The 19,702-nt window shown below is 63.4% G+C and carries 13 protein-coding genes; 8 read left to right on the top strand and 5 right to left on the bottom strand.

Annotated features, from left to right (window positions below):
* Window positions 1-63 precede the first annotated feature (63 nt).
* The 5 genes from glpA to M2367_RS04815 all read left to right on the top strand — a co-directional run bounded on the left by glpA (window position 64) and on the right by M2367_RS04815 (window position 7,209).
* Window positions 64-1,737, top strand: a complete 1,674-nt coding sequence (gene glpA, locus M2367_RS04835) for an anaerobic glycerol-3-phosphate dehydrogenase subunit A (RefSeq protein ID WP_259235990.1) — start codon at window positions 64-66, stop codon at window positions 1,735-1,737.
* Entirely contained in the window at window positions 1,734-3,068 is a 1,335-nt protein-coding gene (gene glpB, locus M2367_RS04830) for a glycerol-3-phosphate dehydrogenase subunit GlpB (protein WP_259235989.1), read from the top strand. Before glpA ends, glpB begins: the two co-directional genes overlap by 4 nt.
* A gap of 2 nt (window positions 3,069-3,070) precedes the next feature.
* Window positions 3,071-4,273: an anaerobic glycerol-3-phosphate dehydrogenase subunit GlpC gene (glpC, locus tag M2367_RS04825; protein WP_259235988.1), complete on the top strand. Its 1,203-nt coding sequence runs from the start codon at window positions 3,071-3,073 to the stop codon at window positions 4,271-4,273.
* A 409-nt stretch (window positions 4,274-4,682) separates the two neighbouring features.
* Complete coding sequence (locus tag M2367_RS04820) at window positions 4,683-5,576, top strand: serine hydrolase (RefSeq protein WP_259235987.1); 894 nt, start codon at window positions 4,683-4,685, stop codon at window positions 5,574-5,576.
* Between the two features lie 379 nt (window positions 5,577-5,955).
* On the top strand, window positions 5,956-7,209 hold the full coding sequence (locus tag M2367_RS04815) for a D-amino acid dehydrogenase (RefSeq protein WP_259235986.1): 1,254 nt from the start codon (window positions 5,956-5,958) through the stop codon (window positions 7,207-7,209).
* 69 nt (window positions 7,210-7,278) lie between these two features.
* Here M2367_RS04815 and M2367_RS04810 read toward each other — a convergent pair whose 3' ends face one another.
* Window positions 7,279-7,977 carry a TetR/AcrR family transcriptional regulator gene (locus M2367_RS04810; RefSeq protein WP_259235985.1) on the bottom strand — a complete coding sequence of 233 codons (699 nt, stop codon included), beginning with the start codon at window positions 7,975-7,977 and terminating at the stop codon, window positions 7,279-7,281.
* 183 nt (window positions 7,978-8,160) lie between these two features.
* Between M2367_RS04810 and M2367_RS04805 the strand changes: the two genes are divergently transcribed.
* Together M2367_RS04805 and M2367_RS04800 are read left to right on the top strand one after the other, a co-directional pair.
* Window positions 8,161-10,089, top strand: a complete 1,929-nt coding sequence (locus M2367_RS04805; protein WP_259235984.1) for an amidohydrolase — start codon at window positions 8,161-8,163, stop codon at window positions 10,087-10,089.
* Between the two features lie 241 nt (window positions 10,090-10,330).
* Window positions 10,331-11,659, top strand: a complete 1,329-nt coding sequence (locus M2367_RS04800; protein ID WP_259235983.1) for a DUF2254 domain-containing protein — start codon at window positions 10,331-10,333, stop codon at window positions 11,657-11,659.
* 29 nt (window positions 11,660-11,688) lie between these two features.
* Here the strand turns inward: M2367_RS04800 and M2367_RS04795 are convergent, their stop codons facing one another.
* Together M2367_RS04795 and metE are read right to left on the bottom strand one after the other, a co-directional pair.
* The gene (locus tag M2367_RS04795; protein WP_224430608.1) at window positions 11,689-12,810 is read right to left on the bottom strand and encodes an HPP family protein; all 1,122 of its coding nucleotides are present in this window, start codon (window positions 12,808-12,810) and stop codon (window positions 11,689-11,691) included.
* Window positions 12,811-13,020: 210 nt separating this feature from the next.
* Entirely contained in the window at window positions 13,021-15,285 is a 2,265-nt protein-coding gene (gene metE, locus M2367_RS04790; RefSeq protein ID WP_259235982.1) for a 5-methyltetrahydropteroyltriglutamate--homocysteine S-methyltransferase, read from the bottom strand.
* A 162-nt stretch (window positions 15,286-15,447) separates the two neighbouring features.
* Here metE and M2367_RS04785 point away from each other — a divergent pair, with 162 nt between their 5' ends.
* Entirely contained in the window at window positions 15,448-16,356 is a 909-nt protein-coding gene (locus M2367_RS04785) for a LysR substrate-binding domain-containing protein (RefSeq protein WP_042042148.1), read from the top strand.
* A 54-nt stretch (window positions 16,357-16,410) separates the two neighbouring features.
* Here the strand turns inward: M2367_RS04785 and M2367_RS04780 are convergent, their stop codons facing one another.
* Together M2367_RS04780 and M2367_RS04775 are read right to left on the bottom strand one after the other, a co-directional pair.
* Window positions 16,411-17,202, bottom strand: a complete 792-nt coding sequence (locus M2367_RS04780) for a siderophore ferric iron reductase (RefSeq protein WP_259235981.1) — start codon at window positions 17,200-17,202, stop codon at window positions 16,411-16,413.
* Between the two features lie 98 nt (window positions 17,203-17,300).
* On the bottom strand, window positions 17,301-19,442 hold the full coding sequence (locus tag M2367_RS04775) for a TonB-dependent siderophore receptor (protein WP_259235980.1): 2,142 nt from the start codon (window positions 19,440-19,442) through the stop codon (window positions 17,301-17,303).
* Between the last annotated feature and the right edge of the window lie 260 nt (window positions 19,443-19,702).

The following is a 19,702-nucleotide window of genomic DNA, read 5'->3' as shown; positions in this document are numbered from 1 at the left end:
CAAACATTCCCACTCTGCTTCCCACCACACTGCCCCATCAGGCAGGGAATGAGGATCAGAAAGATGAACAGGATCACGACCAGGGTAGTCATCATCGGAGGGGGGGCAACCGGTGCCGGCATCATGCGCGATTGTGCCCTGCGCGGCATAGATTGCATCCTGCTCGAGCGCGACGACATTGCCGCTGGCACCACGGGGCGCAACCATGGCTTGCTCCATTCCGGCGCCCGTTATGCCCTGACGGATCCCGAATCTGCCCGGGAGTGTATCCAGGAGAATCGCATCCTCAAGCGCATCGCCAACCACTGCGTCGATGATACCGGCGGCCTCTTTGTGACGCTGCCCGAGGATGACATCGGTTTCCAGGATCCCTTCATGCAAGCCTGTGCCCAGGCCGGGATCCCGGCCCGCCAGCTCGAACCCAGAGAGGCGCTGCGCCTCGAACCCAATGTCAATCCCGCCTTGATTGGCGCCATACAAGTACCGGATGGCACCGTCGATCCCTTCCGGCTCGCCACCGCCAACGTGCTCGATGCCAAGGAGCATGGCGCGCGCATCTTGACCCACTGCAGCGTCGTGGGGCTGTTGCGCCAGCAAGAGAGGGTACATGGGGTCAGGGCCATCAACCTGCGCACCGGTGAAGGGTTCGAGATAGAAGCCGAGCAGGTGATCAACGCCGCCGGCATCTGGGGCCAGCAGATCTGCGAGTATGCCGAGCTGGGCATCCGCATGTTTCCGGCCAAGGGTTCCCTGCTGATCATGGATTACCGCCTCAACCAGCTGGTGCTCAATCGCGCACGCAAACCAGCGGACGCCGACATTCTGGTGCCCGGGGACACCATCTCCCTCATTGGCACCACCTCCAGTCGCATCGACTATGACAAGATTGACCAACTGCGCGTCGAACCCGAGGAGGTCGAGGTGCTGCTGCGCGAGGGCATCAAGCTGGCCCCCGCCATGGCCCAGACCCGCTTGCTGCGTGCCTATGCGGGGGTACGCCCCCTGGTCGCGGTGGATGGCGATGAGTCGGGCCGCAACATCAGCCGCGGCATAGTGCTGCTCGATCATGCCAGCCGGGATGGTCTGGAAGGCTTCATCACCATCACCGGCGGCAAGCTGATGACCTACCGGCTGATGGCAGAGATGGCCACGGATCTGGTCGCCAGCAAGCTTGGCAACAGCAAGCCCTGTCGTACCGCCCTGCAGGCCCTGCCAGGCTCCCGGGATCCCGTGCCCACTCAGACCTTTGGTCTGTCGGCGCCGGCGCAAGGATCCGCCGAGTCACGCCACGGGGAACGGGTCATCGCCTTCTTTCGAGACAACACCAAGGCCAACGCCCTCATCTGCGAGTGCGAGATGGTGACCGCCGCTGAGATTGAATATGCCCTGCGCGAGCTGGACGTGGACAACCTGGTGGATCTGCGCCGCCGCACCCGGCTCGGCATGGGCCCCTGCCAGGGTGAGCTGTGTGCCTATCGCGCCGCCGGTCTGATGCACGAATATGGCAAAGCCGATGGCCGCGCCGCCTGCGCCATGCTGCGCGACTTCCTGGAGGAGCGCTACAAGGGGGTACGCCCCGTGCTGTGGGGGGATGCCCTGCGCGAAACCGAATTCACCCACTGGATCTATGAGGGGTTGTTCGGTCTTGGCAATTTGACTGGCCCCACCGACATCACAACGCCGCAGGATCCAGAGGATTCCCCCACCCCCCTGCGCCATGAAGGAGTATCCCCATGAGATTCGATACCATCATCATTGGCGGCGGCATGGCCGGTCTGTGCGCCGGGCTGCGCCTCGCCGAGGCGGGCCAGAAAACGCTGATCATGGCCTCGGGTCAGAGCGCCCTGCACTTCTCCTCCGGTTCGGTGGACGTGCTCGATTGCCAGGGGGATCCCTTCGCCGCCCTGCCCGCCTTCCTGGCGACCCATCCGCTCCACCCTTATCAAAAGGTCGGGCTCACTCATATTGCGGCCAGCCTGGTCGATCTGCAGCGCCACTGCGCCGAGCAGGGATTGCCGCTGTTCCATGAGTCGCACAATCACCTGCGGCTCACCCCCATCGGCACCCTCAAGCCGACCTGGCTCTCGCCGACCAGCAGCGCCTGCCTGGGCGAGGCGCCCGCCCCGGCCGTCCTGCTGCTGGCGACTCTCGAGGGATTTCGCGACTTTCAACCGGCGCTGGCGGCGGCCAACCTGGCCCTGCATCCGCGTCTGGCCCAGAGCCGCATCCTGACCGGCGAGATATGCCTGCCCCAACTCGCGACCTTTAACCGCAATCCTCATGAGCTTCGCTCGGCGGACATCGCCCGCCTGTTCGACAAGCAGGGTAAGGAGGGGCAGGCTCTGCTGGGCGCGCTGGCCGAGGAGATCCGCCGCCTGCTGCGCGAGAGCGACGCCCCCGACTGCCGTCATCTGGTGCTGCCCGCCTGCCTCTCCCTGGGGTTGGCGGGGCCACGGCTCGCGGAACTGGAGCGGCTCACCCAGTGCACCCTTCGCGAAGTCGCCACCATGCCCCCCTCCCTCATCGGCATGCGGATGCAAGATGCGCTCAGGCGCCGCTTCCAGGCCCTGGGCGGCACCTTCCTCATCAGTGAGCGGGTATTGGGCGCCACCCTGGATGACGACAGGGTCACGGGGGTGCATAGCCAGAACGGCGCCGATCAGCTCTTTGAGGCCGAGAATTTCGTGCTCGCCAGTGGCAGCTTCTTCAGCCGTGGCCTGATCTCGCGTCTGGGAGGGATCAGTGAGCCCATCTTCGATGCCGACGTGATCAGCCTGGCCGAGCGCGATGCCTGGGCCGGTCGCCGCCTGTTCGACCAGCACCCCTTCATGGGTTTCGGAGTCAAGACGGATGACAGGTTGCGGGTCATGCGCGGCGGCAAGCCCCTCGCCAACCTCTATGGTGCCGGCAGCGTGTTGGCACACTATGACCCTGTGGCGGAAGGCTCAGGCTCCGGGGTGGCGGTCGCCACCGGCTGGCACGCCGCCGATCAGATACTCGCCAATGTTGTCGCCCGAGACTCAAAGACCGGTTCCCCCTTCACTTCATCGCTCGCCCGGGAGGCTTAACCATGCCCTTGGATCATGCCAACCAAACCTTCGATCAGTGCATCAAATGCACCGTCTGTACCGCCTATTGCCCGGTGGCCAAGGCCAATCCCGCCTATCCGGGCCCCAAACAGGCCGGGCCCGACGGCGAGCGGCTGCGCATCAAGAGCCCGGCCCTCTATGACGAGGCGCTCAAACATTGCACCAACTGCAAACGCTGCGAAGTGGCCTGCCCGAGCGGCGTGCGCATCGGCGACATCATTGCCAAGGCCAAGCACCAGTACAGTGGTTTCAAGCCGGGGGTGCGTGAGTTCGTGCTCTCCCACACGGACTTGATGGGCAGCATGTCCACCCTGATGGCCCCCATCGTCAACTTCACCACTGGACTCAAACCGGTGAAGCAGGTCCTGGAGAAAGCGCTCGGGGTCTCCTCCCACCGGGACCTGCCCAAGTATTCTCAAGGCACCTTTCGCGGCTGGTTCAAGAAGCAGCAAGCCGTGCAGGCCAGCTATCGCCGGCAAATCGCCTATTTCCACGGCTGCTACGTCAACTACAACCATCCCCAGCTCGGCAAGGAGCTGGTGCAGGTGCTCAATGCCATGCACATAGGGGTGCAGTTGCTGGCGCGGGAGAAGTGCTGTGGCGTGCCGCTCATTGCTAACGGCTTCATGGCCAAGGCCAAGCAACAGGCCGCCTTCAACATCAAACAGCTCGAAAACAGCCTGCTCGGCAACGAGATGCCCCTGCTGGCCACCTCCTCCACCTGCGGTTTCACCCTGAGGGACGAATACCCGCACCTGCTCGGCCAGGATAATCGCAAGGTGCGAGATCGCATCTCGCTAGTGACCCGCTTCCTGTGGAACGAGTTTTACCAGGGCAACAAACCGGCCATGAAGCCCCTCAACCTGCACATTGCCTATCACACCCCCTGTCACCTGGAGAAGATGGGGGGCGTCATCTACACCCTGGAACTGCTGCGCGCCATTCCCGGGGTCAGGGTGACGGTGCTCGACTCCCTGTGCTGCGGCATCGCCGGTACCTACGGCTTCAAGTCGGAGAACTACCAGACCAGCCAGACCATAGGTGAGGGGCTGTTTGAGCAGATCAATCAGCTCGAGCCGGACCTGGTCATCACCGACTGCGAGACCTGCAAGTGGCAGATTGAGATGAGCACCCCCTTTCGCTGCGAGCACCCCGTGCATCTGCTGGCTCTGGCGCTGGCCTGAGATCGGCGCAGCCCAATAGGCGCAGCCCAATATAAGCGGGGCGAGCTTGCAGGCTCGCCCCTCCCCACCATGGTCCAGGTTGCCCTGAGAAAGGCTGCGTCAGCTCCCCCTGCACCCGGTGCTCGCCTTGCCCTCAACACTGTCTCCGTTCGGACATAATCGGCGACTTGGCCGTCAAGATGGGCCCCCCATCAGCAGCCGTCGCTGCCATTGGCCCCCTAGCCAAACAGGGCCTCAAAAAAGCCCCATTCATGAGGTTATCAACCGAAGGGGTACCAATAGACACTCATCCATCCCCCGACAAGCATAAAATCTTATCAGTTCAAGGTGATGGGGATTGCGGCGCGTCAGAACCCGACATATAACTGAGAGGTTGTTTTCGGTTTTTAACGCGGTAGAGACCACCACCATGATACGTCCCCTTGCCAGCTTGCTGTTCGGTGCCTTGCTCCTTCCCGTCAGCCTGGGAGCTTTGGCCGCTCCGTTTCTCAATGCTCCCTCCCCCAGCATGCTCGAGCGACGCAGTGACCCCACCTTGAGTTCGGCCGCCTTCGTGGTCGCCAATCCGCGCACCGGCGAGATCCTTTCGGAGCGCAATGCCAATCGCGTCATGCCCATCGCCTCCATCACCAAGCTGATGACAGCCCTGGTGGTACTCGATGCCAATCCGCGCCTGAACGAGATGATTACGGTGAGCAATGCCGACATAGATCGCATCAAGGGCACGGGATCCCGTCTGGCCATCGGCTCCCGTCTGAGCCGGGTCGAGATGCTGCACATCGCCCTGATGGCCTCCGAGAACCGCGCAGCCTCTTCCCTCGCCCGCTACTACCCGGGCGGCCAGCGCGCGTTCATCTCCGCCATGAATGCCAAGGCCCGCATGCTCGGCATGTGGAACACCCAGTTTTCGGACAGTACCGGGCTCAACCCCCGCAACGTCTCCACCGCCCATGACCTGGCCAAGCTGGTCGCTGCTGCGTCTGCCTATCCACTCATTCGGCAGTTCACCTCGGCCCAGCAGCACTATGTGCGCACCGGCAAGCGTCAACTGCACTACCGCAACTCCAACCGCCTGGTCCACGATGCCGATTGGCAGGTGCTCATCTCCAAGACCGGCTATATACGCGAAGCGGGCCGCTGCCTGGTGATGGAGGCCAACATCAACCGCGAGCCCATGATAGTGGTGCTGCTCAACGCCGACACCACCGGGGCCAGGGTCGCCGATGCCAAGCGGATCAAGACCTGGCTTGAGAGTGGCAATCGCAGTGCCCTGGCCCGCACCACGGCCTTCAACGGTCAGTGATGAGTCCGTCATGAGAGAGCCCCTCCCGGGGCTTTTTTATTTTCTGTCACGGCGAAATAGATAGCGCCCTCTGCCCCACATACCTCATGGAGCCATAGCCCGGCCTGGCGGACACAGACCAGTCGCACAGGGCAGAGCGTTTCATGTCCGCAGGATCCCTCGCGCCCCTCTCATCGGATAGACTTATTCGCTGGCAATAAACAGAAAAGCAGCGGTATATCATATTTTTGTGATGGCTCATTTGCCGATTTCGCTGCCGATGATAACGTGATGCCTGCCGGTGCCCATCAAGACGGTGTCGGCTGGTTTTGCCAGAGGAGCCAATCTGGGGCGTCTCGGTTATTGCATGAACAAGTGCAGTTAAAACAAGGATGTAGAAATGAATATTGTGGTTCTGGGTGGGGGGGTTATCGGGGTGGCCAGTGCCTGGTATCTGGCCAAGGCGGGGCACAAGGTGACCCTGCTCGAGCGGCGCAGCCATGTGGCCCTCGAGACCAGCCATGGTAATGCGGGACAAATCTCTCCCGGTTATGCGGCGCCCTGGGCCGCCCCCGGCATTCCCCTCAAGGCCGCCAAATGGCTGCTGCAAAAACACGCCCCCTTCACGGTGCGCCCCACCTCGGATCCTTTCCAGTTACGCTGGATGCTGAAGATGTTCGCCAACTGCACCCCGGCGGCTTACGCCACCAACAAGGGGCGCATGGTGCGCCTGGCCGAATACAGCCGCGACTGCATGAAGGGCTTGCGTGACGAGCTGGCGCTGGACTATGAGGGGCGCCAGCTCGGCACCCTGCAACTGTTTCGAAGCCAGGCCCAGCTCGAGGCCAGCAAACGGGACATCGCCGTGCTGGCAGAGTATGGCGTGCCCTACCAGTCCCTCGATGCCAGCGGCTGTGAAGAGGTGGAGCCCGCCCTGGCGCGGGTGCGCGGCAAGATAGTGGGGGGCTTGCGCCTGCCGGGGGACGAGACGGGGGACTGCTTCCGCTTCACCCAGGCCCTGGCGACCGAAGCGCAGCGCCTCGGGGTGGAGTTCGTGTTTGACTGCCCCCTGGATGAAATTGAGCGACAAGGCGGCCGCGCCGTGGCGGTGCGGGCCGGGGAGCGGCGCTGGCATGCCGATGCCATCGTCTGCGCCCTGGGCAGCTATTCCACCGGCCTGCTACGCCCGCTCGGACTCGACTTACCCGTCTACCCGGTCAAGGGTTACTCCCTCACCCTGCCGATGAGCAATGCCGAGGCCGCGCCGCGCAGCACTGTGCTGGATGAAACCTACAAGGTGGCCATCACCCGTTTCGATGAGCGGATCCGGGTTGGCGGCATGGCCGAACTCAGCGGTTTCAATCTGGCGCTCAATCCCAAGCGTCACGACACCCTGGCCATGGTGGTGAGGGACCTCTTCCCGGATGGCGGCGATCTCCCCCGGGCCGAGTTCTGGACCGGGCTGCGCCCCATGACCCCGGACGGCACGCCCCTGGTGGGCCCCAGCCCCATCCCGGGCCTCTGGCTCAACACAGGTCACGGCACCCTGGGCTGGACCATGGCGGCGGGCTCGGGCCAGTTGTTGGCGGATCTCATCAGTGGCACGCCAGGCGCCATCAGCGACGAGGGGCTGACCCTGGCCCGCTACGGCTAGCCCGCAGGACGCAATGCCAGATGCAAGAGAGGGAGTGCCTGGCACTCCCTCTCTTTATTCGTCCCTCTTCTATTCGCCACTCTTCGTGGCGGCTTGGCAACCCGGCGCCAGTCCCGGCATCGACTGCCAGACCCGGGCGGGATCCGGCTCCTCGATGGCCGCCATCATCAGCTGCTCGCTCCAGCGTCTATGCAGTTGCCACAGGTGCGCCCCCGCCTCCCCCTGCCCCTTGGTGCACTGCTTGGCCACGTCTGCGGTGCGGTAAAAATAGCGCACCAGGGTGGTGAGCTCGGGCTCGGGCCAGCGGCAGCCAAAGTGGCGCAGCCGCTCGGACCAGAAGGCTACCTGACGCCCCTCGTGCTCCTGCTCGACCCCGTGCAGGGCGGGAATGAGATCCATCGCCTGCCACAGCGCCCCATACCCGACGTAGCGCTCATCCAGCTCCTCCAGCGCCTCGTCCAGCATCAGCAGGGTCTGCGGCCAGCTGTCGGCCTGCTCGCGGATGACCTCCTGCGCCTCGCACACCGCCGCCAGCCAGGCCAGGGCCAGCCGGCAGATGATCGCCTCCTTGTTGGGAAACAGGTGGTAGAGCGACTTGATGCCCACCCCGGCGCGGGCGGCGATGGCGTTGGTGTTGAGGGCCGCAAACCCCTGCTCCTGCAACAGGGCCAGGGTGGCCTGCTCGATGCGGCTCGCCACCTCCTGGCTACGCTGCTGCCTGGGTTGGCGCCGCATGCACAGTTCGGCCGGCAGCACATGTTGTGACATTCTCTTCCCCCGATGCGGTCTGCGCCCCCAAGGGGCGACTGGTTGTCATAACTACATGATGAGACAAGGTAAACACAAGTCAAAAAAAGTGCAGTAATCACTGGCATTTTTCAGAATAGCTGCAATAACCATAAGTGCTCATATCTGCAGTAAAAACTGCAATTAACCCAAGGAGAGCGCGCTATGGATAGCAAACACCCCCGTCTCAGGCTGGGCGCCATCGCCCTGCTGGTGAGTGGCCTGCTCGGCTGCCAGCAAGACAGCAGTGAGCCGCCCCCCGGCAACACCCTCTATCTCAACGGCAAGATCCACACCCAGGATGGGCAACGCAGCCAGGCCGAGGCCATGGTGGTGCAAGGGGGCAAGTTCACTTACGTGGGCTCCCGCGCAGGAGCCGAGGCCCTGAAGAACAGTGCGACCCAGGTGGTGGATCTGCAAGGGAGGATGGTGATGCCTGGCCTGCACGACAACCACATCCACCTGCTCGGCACTGTTGCGCTCGACATGTGTGATCTGGACGGCCAGAGCGTCAACCTGGATCAGCTCGCGGCCAAGATCAGCGAGTGCCTGCCCCGCTACGCCCCGGCCCCCGGGGAGTGGCTGGTGGTCAACCAGTGGTCGCCCTATGACGGCAACACCCCCACCGCCACCCATGCCACCCTGCTGGCGGCCCTGGATGCGGCGGCGCCGAACAACCCCGTGATGCTGGCCGGGGTCGACGGCCATGCCGGCGGCTACAACTCTCAGGCGCTGGCGCTGGCACAGGACGAGGACGGCAATGTGGTCGGCTTCAATGCCACCACTCTGGCCCCGGACGGCGTGTTCGAGGCCCTCATTCCCTATGTGGATCTGGCAACCGGCGTGATCCGGGACGCGGCCCGCAGCGCCATTGCGGTCCCCGACACCGGGGTGCTGAGCGCAGAGGGGGAACAGGCGGCGGCCCAGTATGACAAGATACTCCCCGCCATCTCCGAGCTGATGGCGTCCCGCGGCATCACGGGGGTGCAGGATGCCTGCGCCAACGACTTCATCCGGGAGCGGCTGCGCAAGATGCAGGACCAGGATCTGCTGCACATGCGCGTCACCGCTGCCACCTGCTTCAACCAGGATGACTACAGCGGCAAGCTGGACATTGACGGGCACCTGGCCAAGGCGAACCAGGTGCGGGACGCCTTCGCAGGCAACCCCCTCATCAAGGCCGATGCGGTCAAGATCTTCCTCGATGGCGTGCTGGAGGGGGATCCCTTCACCAGCCCCCCCTTCCTGCCCAATGCCGGCATGCTGGGGAATTACCTGCATCCCCATCTGGCCCTGGATCCCGACAGCGGCGAGGTGAGCATCACAGCGGACAGCGAGGATGCGGGCAGCAACGGCATCGTCAACTACAAGGAGGCGGATCTGACCCGCTACGTCACTGCGCTGGATGGGGCCGGGTTTGGCATCCACATGCACAGCATCGGCGATCGCAGCACCCGGGTGGCCCTCGATGCCCTGGAGGCGGCCCGCGCCAGCAACGGGGAGAGCGGCATCCCCCACACCCTGGCCCACCTGCAGGTGGTGCACCCGGACGATCAGAAACGCCTCGGCGAGCTTGGCCTCTACCTCACCTTCACCTATGCCTGGACCACGCCCCAGCTTGCCTACGACATGCTGGTCAGCCCCTTCATCCAGCCAACCAGGGTGGGACAGTCCCTGAGCGAAGCCATCTACGACCCCATGGGCTATCTCCATGACGCCCTCTACCCGGTCGAGAGTTCGCGCCAGGCTGGCGCCGTGCTGGTGGCGGGCAGTGACGCCCCGGTGGACAGCCGGGATCCACGCCCGTTCGAGAACATGGCCGCCGGCATAGTGAAGGCGGCCGGCAGCGGCGACGACTTCAGGGCCAGTCAGCGCACCTCCCTTGCCGAGATGCTGGCCGCCTACACCATCAACGGCGCCAGGGCAGTACGCCAGGGGGACATCACCGGCTCCATCGAGGCGGGCAAGTCGGCGGACTTCATCGTGCTGGACCGGGACTTGTTCGCCCTGGTCAAGGCCGGCACGCCGGAGCAGATCGCACAGACCCGGGTCGAGCAGACGGTGTTCATGGGGGAGACCGTCTACTCGCAATAACCGATAGCAGGCCCGGCGAGGGAAGCCTCCTTCACCCGATGGCTCCACCACATCATCACCAGCAATACTGGCTGTCATGGGGGCCAAACACAGAAACTTTCATGACATAGCAGGAGGAGCGGCCCAGGTTGCTCCTCCTTGCATTGATCTCCTGCGTCATGGTCACGCATGGGAGCAATGAGATTGCGGCGCGGTACGGAACACCATAGGCTGGGATGTTCCCAGAGGAAAAGGAGTGCCTATGCCGTTCATCCCCTCCCGCGATCGTTGCCGCTTCCTGGTCAATCGCCTTCGCGAGCGACTCTGGGTAAAGCCCCTCGCTATCTGCCTGATCTCCATCCTCTGTGCCCTTGCCGCCCGTCTCGCCGATCACAGCGGCCTTGGCCACTATCTGCCCGTCATCACCAATGAGGCACTGCTCTCCTTGCTCTCCATCATGTCCGCCAGCATGTTGGGGATCGCCACTTTTGCCGTCGCCTCCATGGTGGCGGCCTATGCCTCGGCCAGCAGCGCAGCCACCCCGCGTAGCGTTACCCTGGTGATTGCCGATGATGTGTCACAAAATGCCCTGTCTACCTTCATCGGGGCCTTCATCTTCAGCGTGGTGGCGCTGATCGGGGTCAAGAACGACTATTTCGCCCTGGCCGGTCGCTTCACCTTGTTTCTGCTCACCCTGATAGTGCTGGCTATCGTGATCCTGATGTTTGTCCACTGGGTGGATCGCATTGCCCGGCTGGGGCGGCTGGGCACCACGGTCAAACGGGTCGAACAGGCGACCCATGCCGCCCTGCAACGCCGCCGCCAGGCCCCCACACTGAGAGCCCGCCCTGCCGATGAGGCACTCATCGGTGGCCTGTTGATCAGCAGTCCCGAGATTGGTTATGTGCAGCAGATTGATGTGGCGTACCTCAATGCTCTGGCGGCTGAGATGGACACCCATATACAGGTCCTGGCACTACCCGGCACCTTTGTGGCGCCGGGTCAGGGAGTCGCCCTGGCATATGGTTGCCCGGATCCCACCAGACTCGATTTGAGTCGTCTCGCCACGGCGTTCAAGGTCGGTGCTGAGCGATTGTTCGATGAAGATCCCCGCTTTGGCCTGATCGTGCTTGCCGAGATAGCCGGACGCGCCCTCTCCCCCGCGGTCAACGATCCTGGCACCGCCATCGGCATACTGGCTACCCTGGTGCGCTTGTTCGTGAACTGGGATGCGCCCCTCTCCAGCGACGAGCAAGCCAACAACGAGGCTTCACTCTGCGATCGCGTCACTGCCCCGCCACTGGCAGTGATTGATATGTTCGATGATGCCTTTACCGCCATCGCACGGGATGGTGCCGGTACGCTAGAGGTGGCCCTGCGGCTGCAAAAAGCCCTGCAGGCGCTCACCCATGGCAGCCAGGCCATGAGTGATGCGGCGCACCATCACGGGCGCCTTGCCCTGGCACGCTGTGAGCTGACCATGACGCTGGAAGAAGATAAGGTGCAAGTGCGAGCGCTGGCTCGCGCCTTGCTCGGTAACGATGAGAGGGGAACAAGCCCAGGCTCGACGCTCGGCACGCACTCCCCCTAAGATGTCACTGCCCTGAACATAGAGTCCGGCTACTCTCCCTCGTCCGTGCTGGCCGCAACCGGACGCAGTGCCAGGTTAAACAGCGCCGCCACCATATCGGACTGGGTGATGATGCCCACCAGCTGCTCCCCCTCCACCACGGGCATATGGTGCAGGCCCCCGTCGGAGAAGGCATCGACCAGCTCGTAGAGCGACTGATAGCGGCGCGCCGTGCGCACCTCCCGGGTCATCAGGTTCTCCACCCGCAACTGTTCGAGACTGGCCGCCTCCCTCGGCAACTGCCGCTGCCTGTCGATCATGAGATCGTGCAGGGTGAGGATGCCGACCAGCCGCTGCGCCTCATCGACCACGGGCAGCGCCTTGACCTGATGCCGGGAGAGTCGTTGCCAGGCCACCATGGCCGACGCCTTGGGCGAGACGACGATGAGATCCCGTGACATCACATCCTGGCAGAGCACTGTCCCGACCCGCTCGCGCAGGGCATGCAACTGCGCCTCTTGCAGCAGCGCCTGCAGATCCTGGCGGCTGATGTCGAGCAGCTCGCCGTGTTTCTCCAGGGCAAAATCGATATCCGTCGCCTGGGTCGCCAGCCGCTCGCTGGGTTGGGGATCCGCCGTCTGATGGCGATTGGGCTGCGCCCGACCACCGTTGGGATAACGGCGACCCAGCGCCCGGTTGTAGATAAGCCCCATGGCCAGGAGGAGCAAGGAGTTGATGAACACCGGGATCAACACATACCAGAGACCCAGCTGGCTGATGGCCTCACCCCCGATGACGGCGGTCAGGGCAACTGCCCCCCCTGGCGGGTGCAGGCTGCGGGTGAGGAACATGGCGGCGATGGCCAGCATCACGGCCACGGCGGAGGCCAGCGCCAGATCCGGGATCCAGCTTGCCGCGATTACTCCCATCAAGGCCGAGACACTGTTGCCCACCAGAATGGACCAGGGCTGGGCCAGGGGGCTGGCCGGGGCGGCAAACAGCAGCACGGCTGACGCTCCCATGGGGGCAATGAGCCAGTGGGGACTGACGCCGAGCCACCATTGGCAGAGCCATTCGGTCATCAACAGACCGATGAGGGCCCCCAAGGCGCCATAACAGCTCTCCTTGAGGCTGGTGTTGGTCGATACCGGATAAAAGTCGCTGATCTGCATCCTGTTCCCGTGGCTGATAAGGTTCATTTAAAATGCGCAATTCTACCGGCATCCCTTCCCTCAATGCCAGCGCCCCTTGCCAGGCTCATGACCAACGGGAGGCTGACCCCGGCATGAGCTATCTGCCAACGAAAAAGGGAAGGCTTGCGCCCTCCCCTTGTTCATCAGTGATACCTATCAACTAGTCGCGAGCTTGCAACCCCTGCTCCGTCAAGCCAGCTCGGCACGCAGTGCCTTGGTGGCATCGACCATCACCTTGAGCGCCGCTTCGGTCTCTTCCCAGCCGCGGGTCTTGAGGCCGCAATCCGGGTTGACCCAGAGCCGCTCGGCCGGGATCTGCTGGGCCGCCTTACGGATGAGGTCCTCAATCCAGCCCTGGCTCGGCACGTTCGGGGAGTGGATGTCGTAGACGCCCGGGCCGATTTCGTTGGGGTAGTTGAAGCGCTCGAACGCCTCGAGCAGTTGCATCTGGCTGCGGCTGGTCTCTATGGTGATCACGTCCGCATCCAGCGCCGCCACCGCCTCTATGATGAGGTTGAAGTCGCTGTAGCACATGTGGGTGTGGATCTGGGTGCTGTCCACCACCGGGCTTGCGCTCAGGCGGAAGGCGCGCACCGCCCAGTCGAGATAGGCCTGATGATCCTGCTTGCGCAGGGGCAAGCCTTCGCGGATCGCCGGTTCGTCAATCTGGATGATCTTGATGCCGGCAGCTTCGAGATCTGCCACCTCGTCGCGAATGGCCAGGCCAATCTGCAGGGCGGATTGCTCGCGGCTGACATCTTCCCGGGGGAAGGACCAGCAGAGGATGGTCACGGGCCCGGTCAGCATCCCCTTGACCGGCTTGTCGGTCAGGCTCTGGGCGAACTGGGTCCACGCCAGCGTCATGGGGGTCGGGCGGTCGATATCCCGGGTGATCACCGGCGGCTTGACGCAGCGGGAGCCATAGCTCTGTACCCAGCCGAAGCGGGTGATGGCAAAGCCGTCCAGCAGCTCGCCAAAATACTCAACCATGTCGTTGCGCTCGGCCTCGCCGTGCACCAGCACGTCCAGCCCTATGGCCTCCTGGCGCGCGATGGCATCCTTGATCTGGGCCTGAATGCCCGCCTCGTAGGCCGCGTCGTCGATGCGACCGGCCCGCCAATCCTGGCGCAGCACCCGGATGTCGGAAGTCTGCGGGAAGGAGCCTATGGTAGTGGTGGGCAAGAGCGGCAACTTGAGATCCGTGCGCTGGGCCTCGGCGCGCACCGGATAGGCGCTCTGGCGATCAAAATCGCTGTTGGTCAGGCTGGCGAGCCGAGACTGCACCGCCCGCTTGTGAACCCGGCTGTCGGACTCCCGATCGACGATGGGCTGGCTGTAGGCGCTGATCTTGTCCAGATCCCCCCCGTCCAGGTAGTCGGCCAGCAGCCCCAGCTCGTAGCACTTTTGCAGGGCGAAGGCGAACCAGCTGCGGGTCTGGGGATCCAGCTCGTGCTCCAGGGTCAAGTCCACCGGGCTGTGCAGCAGGGAGCAGGAAGAGGCAACCCAGAGCCGCTCGCCGAGCTTGGCTTTCAATGCTTTCAGGGTCGGCGCCAGCTTGGCCAGGTTGGCACGCCAGACGTTGCGGCCGTTGATGACGCCAGCGGAAATCACCCACTGGGCTGGCAGATGCGGGACCAGGGTCTCGAGCTGCTCGGGGGCGGCCACCAGATCCAGGTGCAGGCCGTCTACCTTGAGGCTGGTGATGATGTCGCGCTGATGGGCCACGGAACCAAAGTAAGTGGTGAGCAGCAGCTTGCAGGGGCCGCTCAGGCGCTCATAGGCATTCAGATAGGCCAGGCGCCACTCGTCCGGCAAGTCCAGGGCCAGGGCCGGCTCGTCGATCTGCACCCACTCCACCCCTTGCGCGGCGAGCCTCCCCAGGATCTCCTGATAGACGATCAGCAGGCGGTCGAGCAGTTCGAGGCGGGAGAAGCCGCTCTCTTTCTCCTTGCCGAGCCACAGATAGGAGACCGGGCCCAGCAGCACCGCCTTGACCGGCAGCCCCAGCGCCTTGGCCTCTTCGACCTCTTCAAACAGCTGGCTCCAGCCCAGCTTGAAGCGCTGGTCGCGGCTGAACTCGGGCACCAGGTAGTGATAGTTGGTATTGAACCACTTGGTCATCTCGGCGGCGGCGGCAGCCGGGCCGGTCGGCGCACGGCCACGGGCCACCCGGAACAGGGTATCGAGATCGGTGTCGCCGTGGCGGTGGCGGGCAGGCACGGCGTCCACCAGCAGGCTGGTGCCGAGCACTTGGTCATACCAGGCGAAATCGCCCACCGGCAGCAGGCTGACCCCGGCTTGCTGCTGCGCCTGCCAGTGGCGCTGACGTAGGCTCTTGCCCACCGCGACCAGTTCATCTCGGGTGGTTTCACCACGCCAGTAGGATTCGAGGGCAAATTTCAACTCGCGCTTGGCGCCGATGCGGGGGAAGCCCAGGGTGTGTGCTTGTGTCATGGCCGTTTTCCTTGATCTCATCTCTGTCCTATGGGGAACTGGATGATTTAGCCATCCAGATGTTTACACATCTAGAATGTCGAGATAAGGTGGCCTTGGCTATTGAATCCTCTTCAACTGGCTCTCAAATAATCCTCAACTGTCCTTCAAGGGAGATGTGCCATGGCGGTGCCAAATAATTCAGGCTTGGAGATCAAGCACTTGAAGACGATAGCGGCCCTGGCCGAGCAGGGCTCACTGGCCGGGGCGGCGCTCACGCTCAACCTCACCCAGTCTGCCCTCTCCCATCAACTCAAGGAGCTGGAGACCCGCCTCAATCTGGAGCTTTTTCTTCGCAAGAGCCGCCCCCTGGTGTTGACGGCAGCGGGCCAGCATCTGCTGACCCTGGCCCGCCAGGTGCTGCCCGCTCTGACCCAGACCGAGAAGCAGTTGCAGGCCCTGCACAGCGGTGACGCGGGCCGATTGCACCTGGCGCTCGATTGCCACAGCTGCATCCAGTGGCTGCTGCCGCTGTTGCCGGACTTTCGCCGCCAATGGCCCGGGGTAGATCTGGAGGTGGAGTCAGTGCCCGGCTTCGATGCCATCAGCGCCCTGCTCGGCGGCCAGCTCGACTTGCTGCTCACCTCGGACGTGCAGGCCCGCGGGGATCTCCACTTCGAGCCCCTGTTCGCCTTCGATCTCACCCTGGTGATGGCGCCGGACCACCCCCTCTGTCAGCAGACCAGGATAGCCCCGGAGGATCTCAAGCAGGAGGTGCTGCTGGTCTACCCGGTGGAGCGGGCCCGCATGGACGTGTTCAGCCGCTTCTTGCAACCGGCTGGCGTCGAACCCAAGCGCTGCAAGCCGGTGGACAACACCTCGGTCATGTTGCAGATGGCCGCCGCCGGGCTTGGGCTGGCCGCCCTGCCGCGCTGGGCCAGCGAGGAGTTCGTGCGCCAGGGCTTGCTCGAGGCGCGCCCCCTGGGCAGCGGGGTGCGCCGCCACATGTATGGCGCGGTGCGGGCCGCGGATCGGGATCAGCCCTGCCTGCAGAGCCTGTTCGAGCGCATTCGTGTCAAGATGGGGGCCTGACTCGGGACATGAAAAAGCCGCCCCTTGGGCGGCCTTGACCAGCACTCAACACACTTATTCCAACCCTTGCCCCGTCTCATCATCGCAACGAGCCGCTGCATCTTGCCGCCGGGGGCAATTCTCACACAGCGAGCCATCACGGCGCTTGTAGTGCAGGCAGCAACGCTGGCGGACATAACCGGGCGAGGCGCTCGCCACCTCCGCCACGCCTGACGCCTGGCGCCACCCGGCCAGATGCTCGGCGGGCAAGCCACAGGCGGCCAGCCAGAGCGGCGCATGGGCCGCGACCACCTCGGGGCTTATCTCCCCGAAGAAATCCGGCACTCGTATCAGGGCAGCCAGCAGATCGTCCGCCAGGAGCGGGCGCACGAAGCCGGGCCGCAGCCGTATCTCACTGGCAAGCATCTCGAACAATCCCTGCCAATGACGACGCAGTCGCCTGCCCGCCGCCTCGATCAACAGCTCCTGCTGGCCCCCGATCAGTGGGTCAAGGGGCAAGCTGAATCCCGATACCAGACCGGCGCTATAGCCCAGCCCCAACTTGTCCAGCGCAGGCACGGTTCCCACCCGATAGACGGCCACCATGGCGAGGTAGATGGACTGCCAGCTGAGCATGCCCCAACTGCGGGTCAGCCAGTAGGCGGGGCCCGCCTCCGGGTGTGCCAGCCGCCAGTGATCATGCAGGGCCAATGCCGCCGCCGCAGGGGCCATGGTGCCGTCGGCCGTGACCAGCAACGGCCTCTCTCCCTCCATCAGCTGCCCCTTGAGGGAGGGAATGAGCTCCCCGGCGGCAAGGAACAGCCGCTCATAAGCCGCCAGGCCAAGTGCCCGCTCCTGTGCGGCCACGCCGCCAAGCCCCGGCTCACCCAGCGGGCCGGCAGAGGGGTTGTCATGGGGTGGGCTGCCCTGATAAGAGGGCCCCGGCGTCCGGCCGGGGCGCAGGCTTAGAATACGTATTTGAGTCTGGCCTCCACGTTGCGCTCAGCCCCGAACCAGCAGTTGCTCTGGTCGTAGCAGGAGTAGTAGGTGGTATCGAACAGGTTGCTGGCACTGACGGAGGCTTCCACCCCTTTCAGGCTCTGGCTCAGCCGGGCCAAGTCGTAGGAGGCGGCCATGTCCATCAGCACATAGTCGGGCACCTTGTCGCTGTTGGCGGCATCGAGCTCGGCCTCCCCCACGTAACGCAAACCGGTTCCCAGGCGCAGACCGGCCGCAGGGCCCTGTTCGAGGCGGTAGTCAGCCCACAGGGAGGCCGTCTGATCCGGTACCCAGACCGGGGTCTTGCCTTGCAAACTGGTGGTATCCTTGCTGATCACCATGTCGAGCAGGGTATAGGTGGCACTCAACTCCAGATTGCTGGTGACGTCGATGCGCCCCTCCAGCTCCAACCCCTTGGAGACCATCTCGCCGGTCTGCAGCTTGGGTCCGTAGACGTTGTCCGGATCCGTCACCAGGGCATTTTTCTTGGTGATGCGAAATGCCGACAGGGTCAGGGTCTTGCTCATCTCCTCAGACAGGTACTTGACACCCCCCTCCCACTGCTCACCGGTGGCGGGATCAAACGCCTCGCCATGCTTGTCCGCCCCCGGCACCGGCTCGAAGCTCTCGGCATAACTCACATAGGGCGAGATACCGTAATCGAGCTCATAGAGGGCGCCCAGACGGAAGGAGAGATTATCCTGATCGATCTTGGCCAGGGTGTGGCTGGCACTTCCGCTGTAGAGCGTGTCGCTGTCGGTGTCCATCCGGTAGCTGTCATAGCGCAGACCACCGATGGCCACCAGTCTGTCGAGGCGCAGCTGATCCTGCAGATAGACCCCCGTCTGGTACTGCTTGATCTGCTTGCGATCCTGATAGATGAAGTTGAGGCTATCGGGGTCAATCTGGCTGTGATCGGGATTGAAAATGTCGATACTGGGGGCCGAATAGTCGAGGGTATCCCGATAGAGCACCTGGGCATCCAGATACTGGTAGTCGACGCCGAGCAAGAGGTTGTGTTCCATCGATCCGGTCTGCAGCTTGCCAGAGAGCTGGTTGTCGATGACGAACCCCTTGGACTCCTCGTCGGTCAGATAGGCGTTACGGGCCAGGGTACGATCGTCTGCCGCCAACGCCGCGTTATAGGTGTTGTGCTGCCTGGCTGACGCATCCATGTAGCGGGCATTTTGCAGGAACTGCCAGTTGGCATTGAAATCGTGGCTCAGCTTGTAACCAAACAGCGCCACTTCCCGGTTGTACTGATTCCAGTTTTCGTCACCGAGGAAGGTGTCACTATCGAGCTTGCCGAGGGGGTTGTCATTGACCGAGCCCTTGGCCGGGACTGTGGTATAGATGCCCGCGGCCGGATCCTTCTGGTAATAGACATTGAGGTTGAGCAGGGTGCGTTCGCCGAGCTGCCAGTCCAGGGAGGGGGCCAGCACATAGCGCTCCTCTTCCGAGGTCACCGCCTGGCCATCCTTGTGACGGGCCAGGCCCACCATCCGGTAGGCAAAGGTGTCATTGATGGGGCCTGTCGTATCCAGGGTCACCTCACGCAGATCCCCCGTTCCCCCCGCTACGCTGACGCTGTGCCTGGCCTCGCGCTGTGGCCGCTTGGCGATCAGATTGACCATGCCGCCCGGCGGCATGCTGCCATAAAGCACGGAAGTCGGCCCCTTGAACACCTCCAGCTGCTCGATGGCAACAGGGTCTATCTGGGGCTGCAGGTTCCAATCGTTATATTGCAACAGCAAGCCGTCATAGAAGTTCTGGTAGTTGTCAAAGCCGCGAATGTTGAACAGATCCAGGCGATTGACCGAGCCCCCCCGCAGTTCGGTATTGACCCCGGGCACATAGCGCAACGCCTCGCTCACCGAACTGGCCCCCCGCTGCTCCAAGGTCTGGCTATCGACCACGGAGATGGCCTGCGGCGTTTCGATAGGGTCTAGCTTGGTCTTGGTCGCCGTGTTGCGATAGGTCTGACCCAGTACCGTCATGGTGTCAGCACCGGGAGCCAGTGCTTCCGTCTGGGCTGCCAGTGTCTGTCCCGCAAACAGGGTGGAGAGGGTCGCCGCGACCAGGGTCAATGGGGGGTGAAGTGGGTACATCTGATCCTCGAATGCCAATGATTGAATAGTAACAAATATCATTTGCATTTTAATCAGCTATTTTGCACCAGACTTAACATTTTGGGGCATCTTGCCCAGGAATCTCCCCATAATCAGTCTCTTACGAGGCTTTATTATGTTGTTCAGGGTCAATGTCGGGCAGCCTCAATGGCAGAGAGGGCGTTCCCCCTTGCGGCGGGGCAATAGAAAACAGAGGGAGAGAGGATGCCTGGGAGCGAGGGGAAAGGCTGACCCCATAG

The organism is Aeromonas sp. BIGb0445, from assembly GCF_024809075.1.
Classification (GTDB): domain Bacteria; phylum Pseudomonadota; class Gammaproteobacteria; order Enterobacterales; family Aeromonadaceae; genus Aeromonas; species Aeromonas rivuli.
The sequence above is the reverse complement of the archived record's forward strand: the minus strand, read 5'-3'. Positions and strand labels throughout refer to the sequence as shown.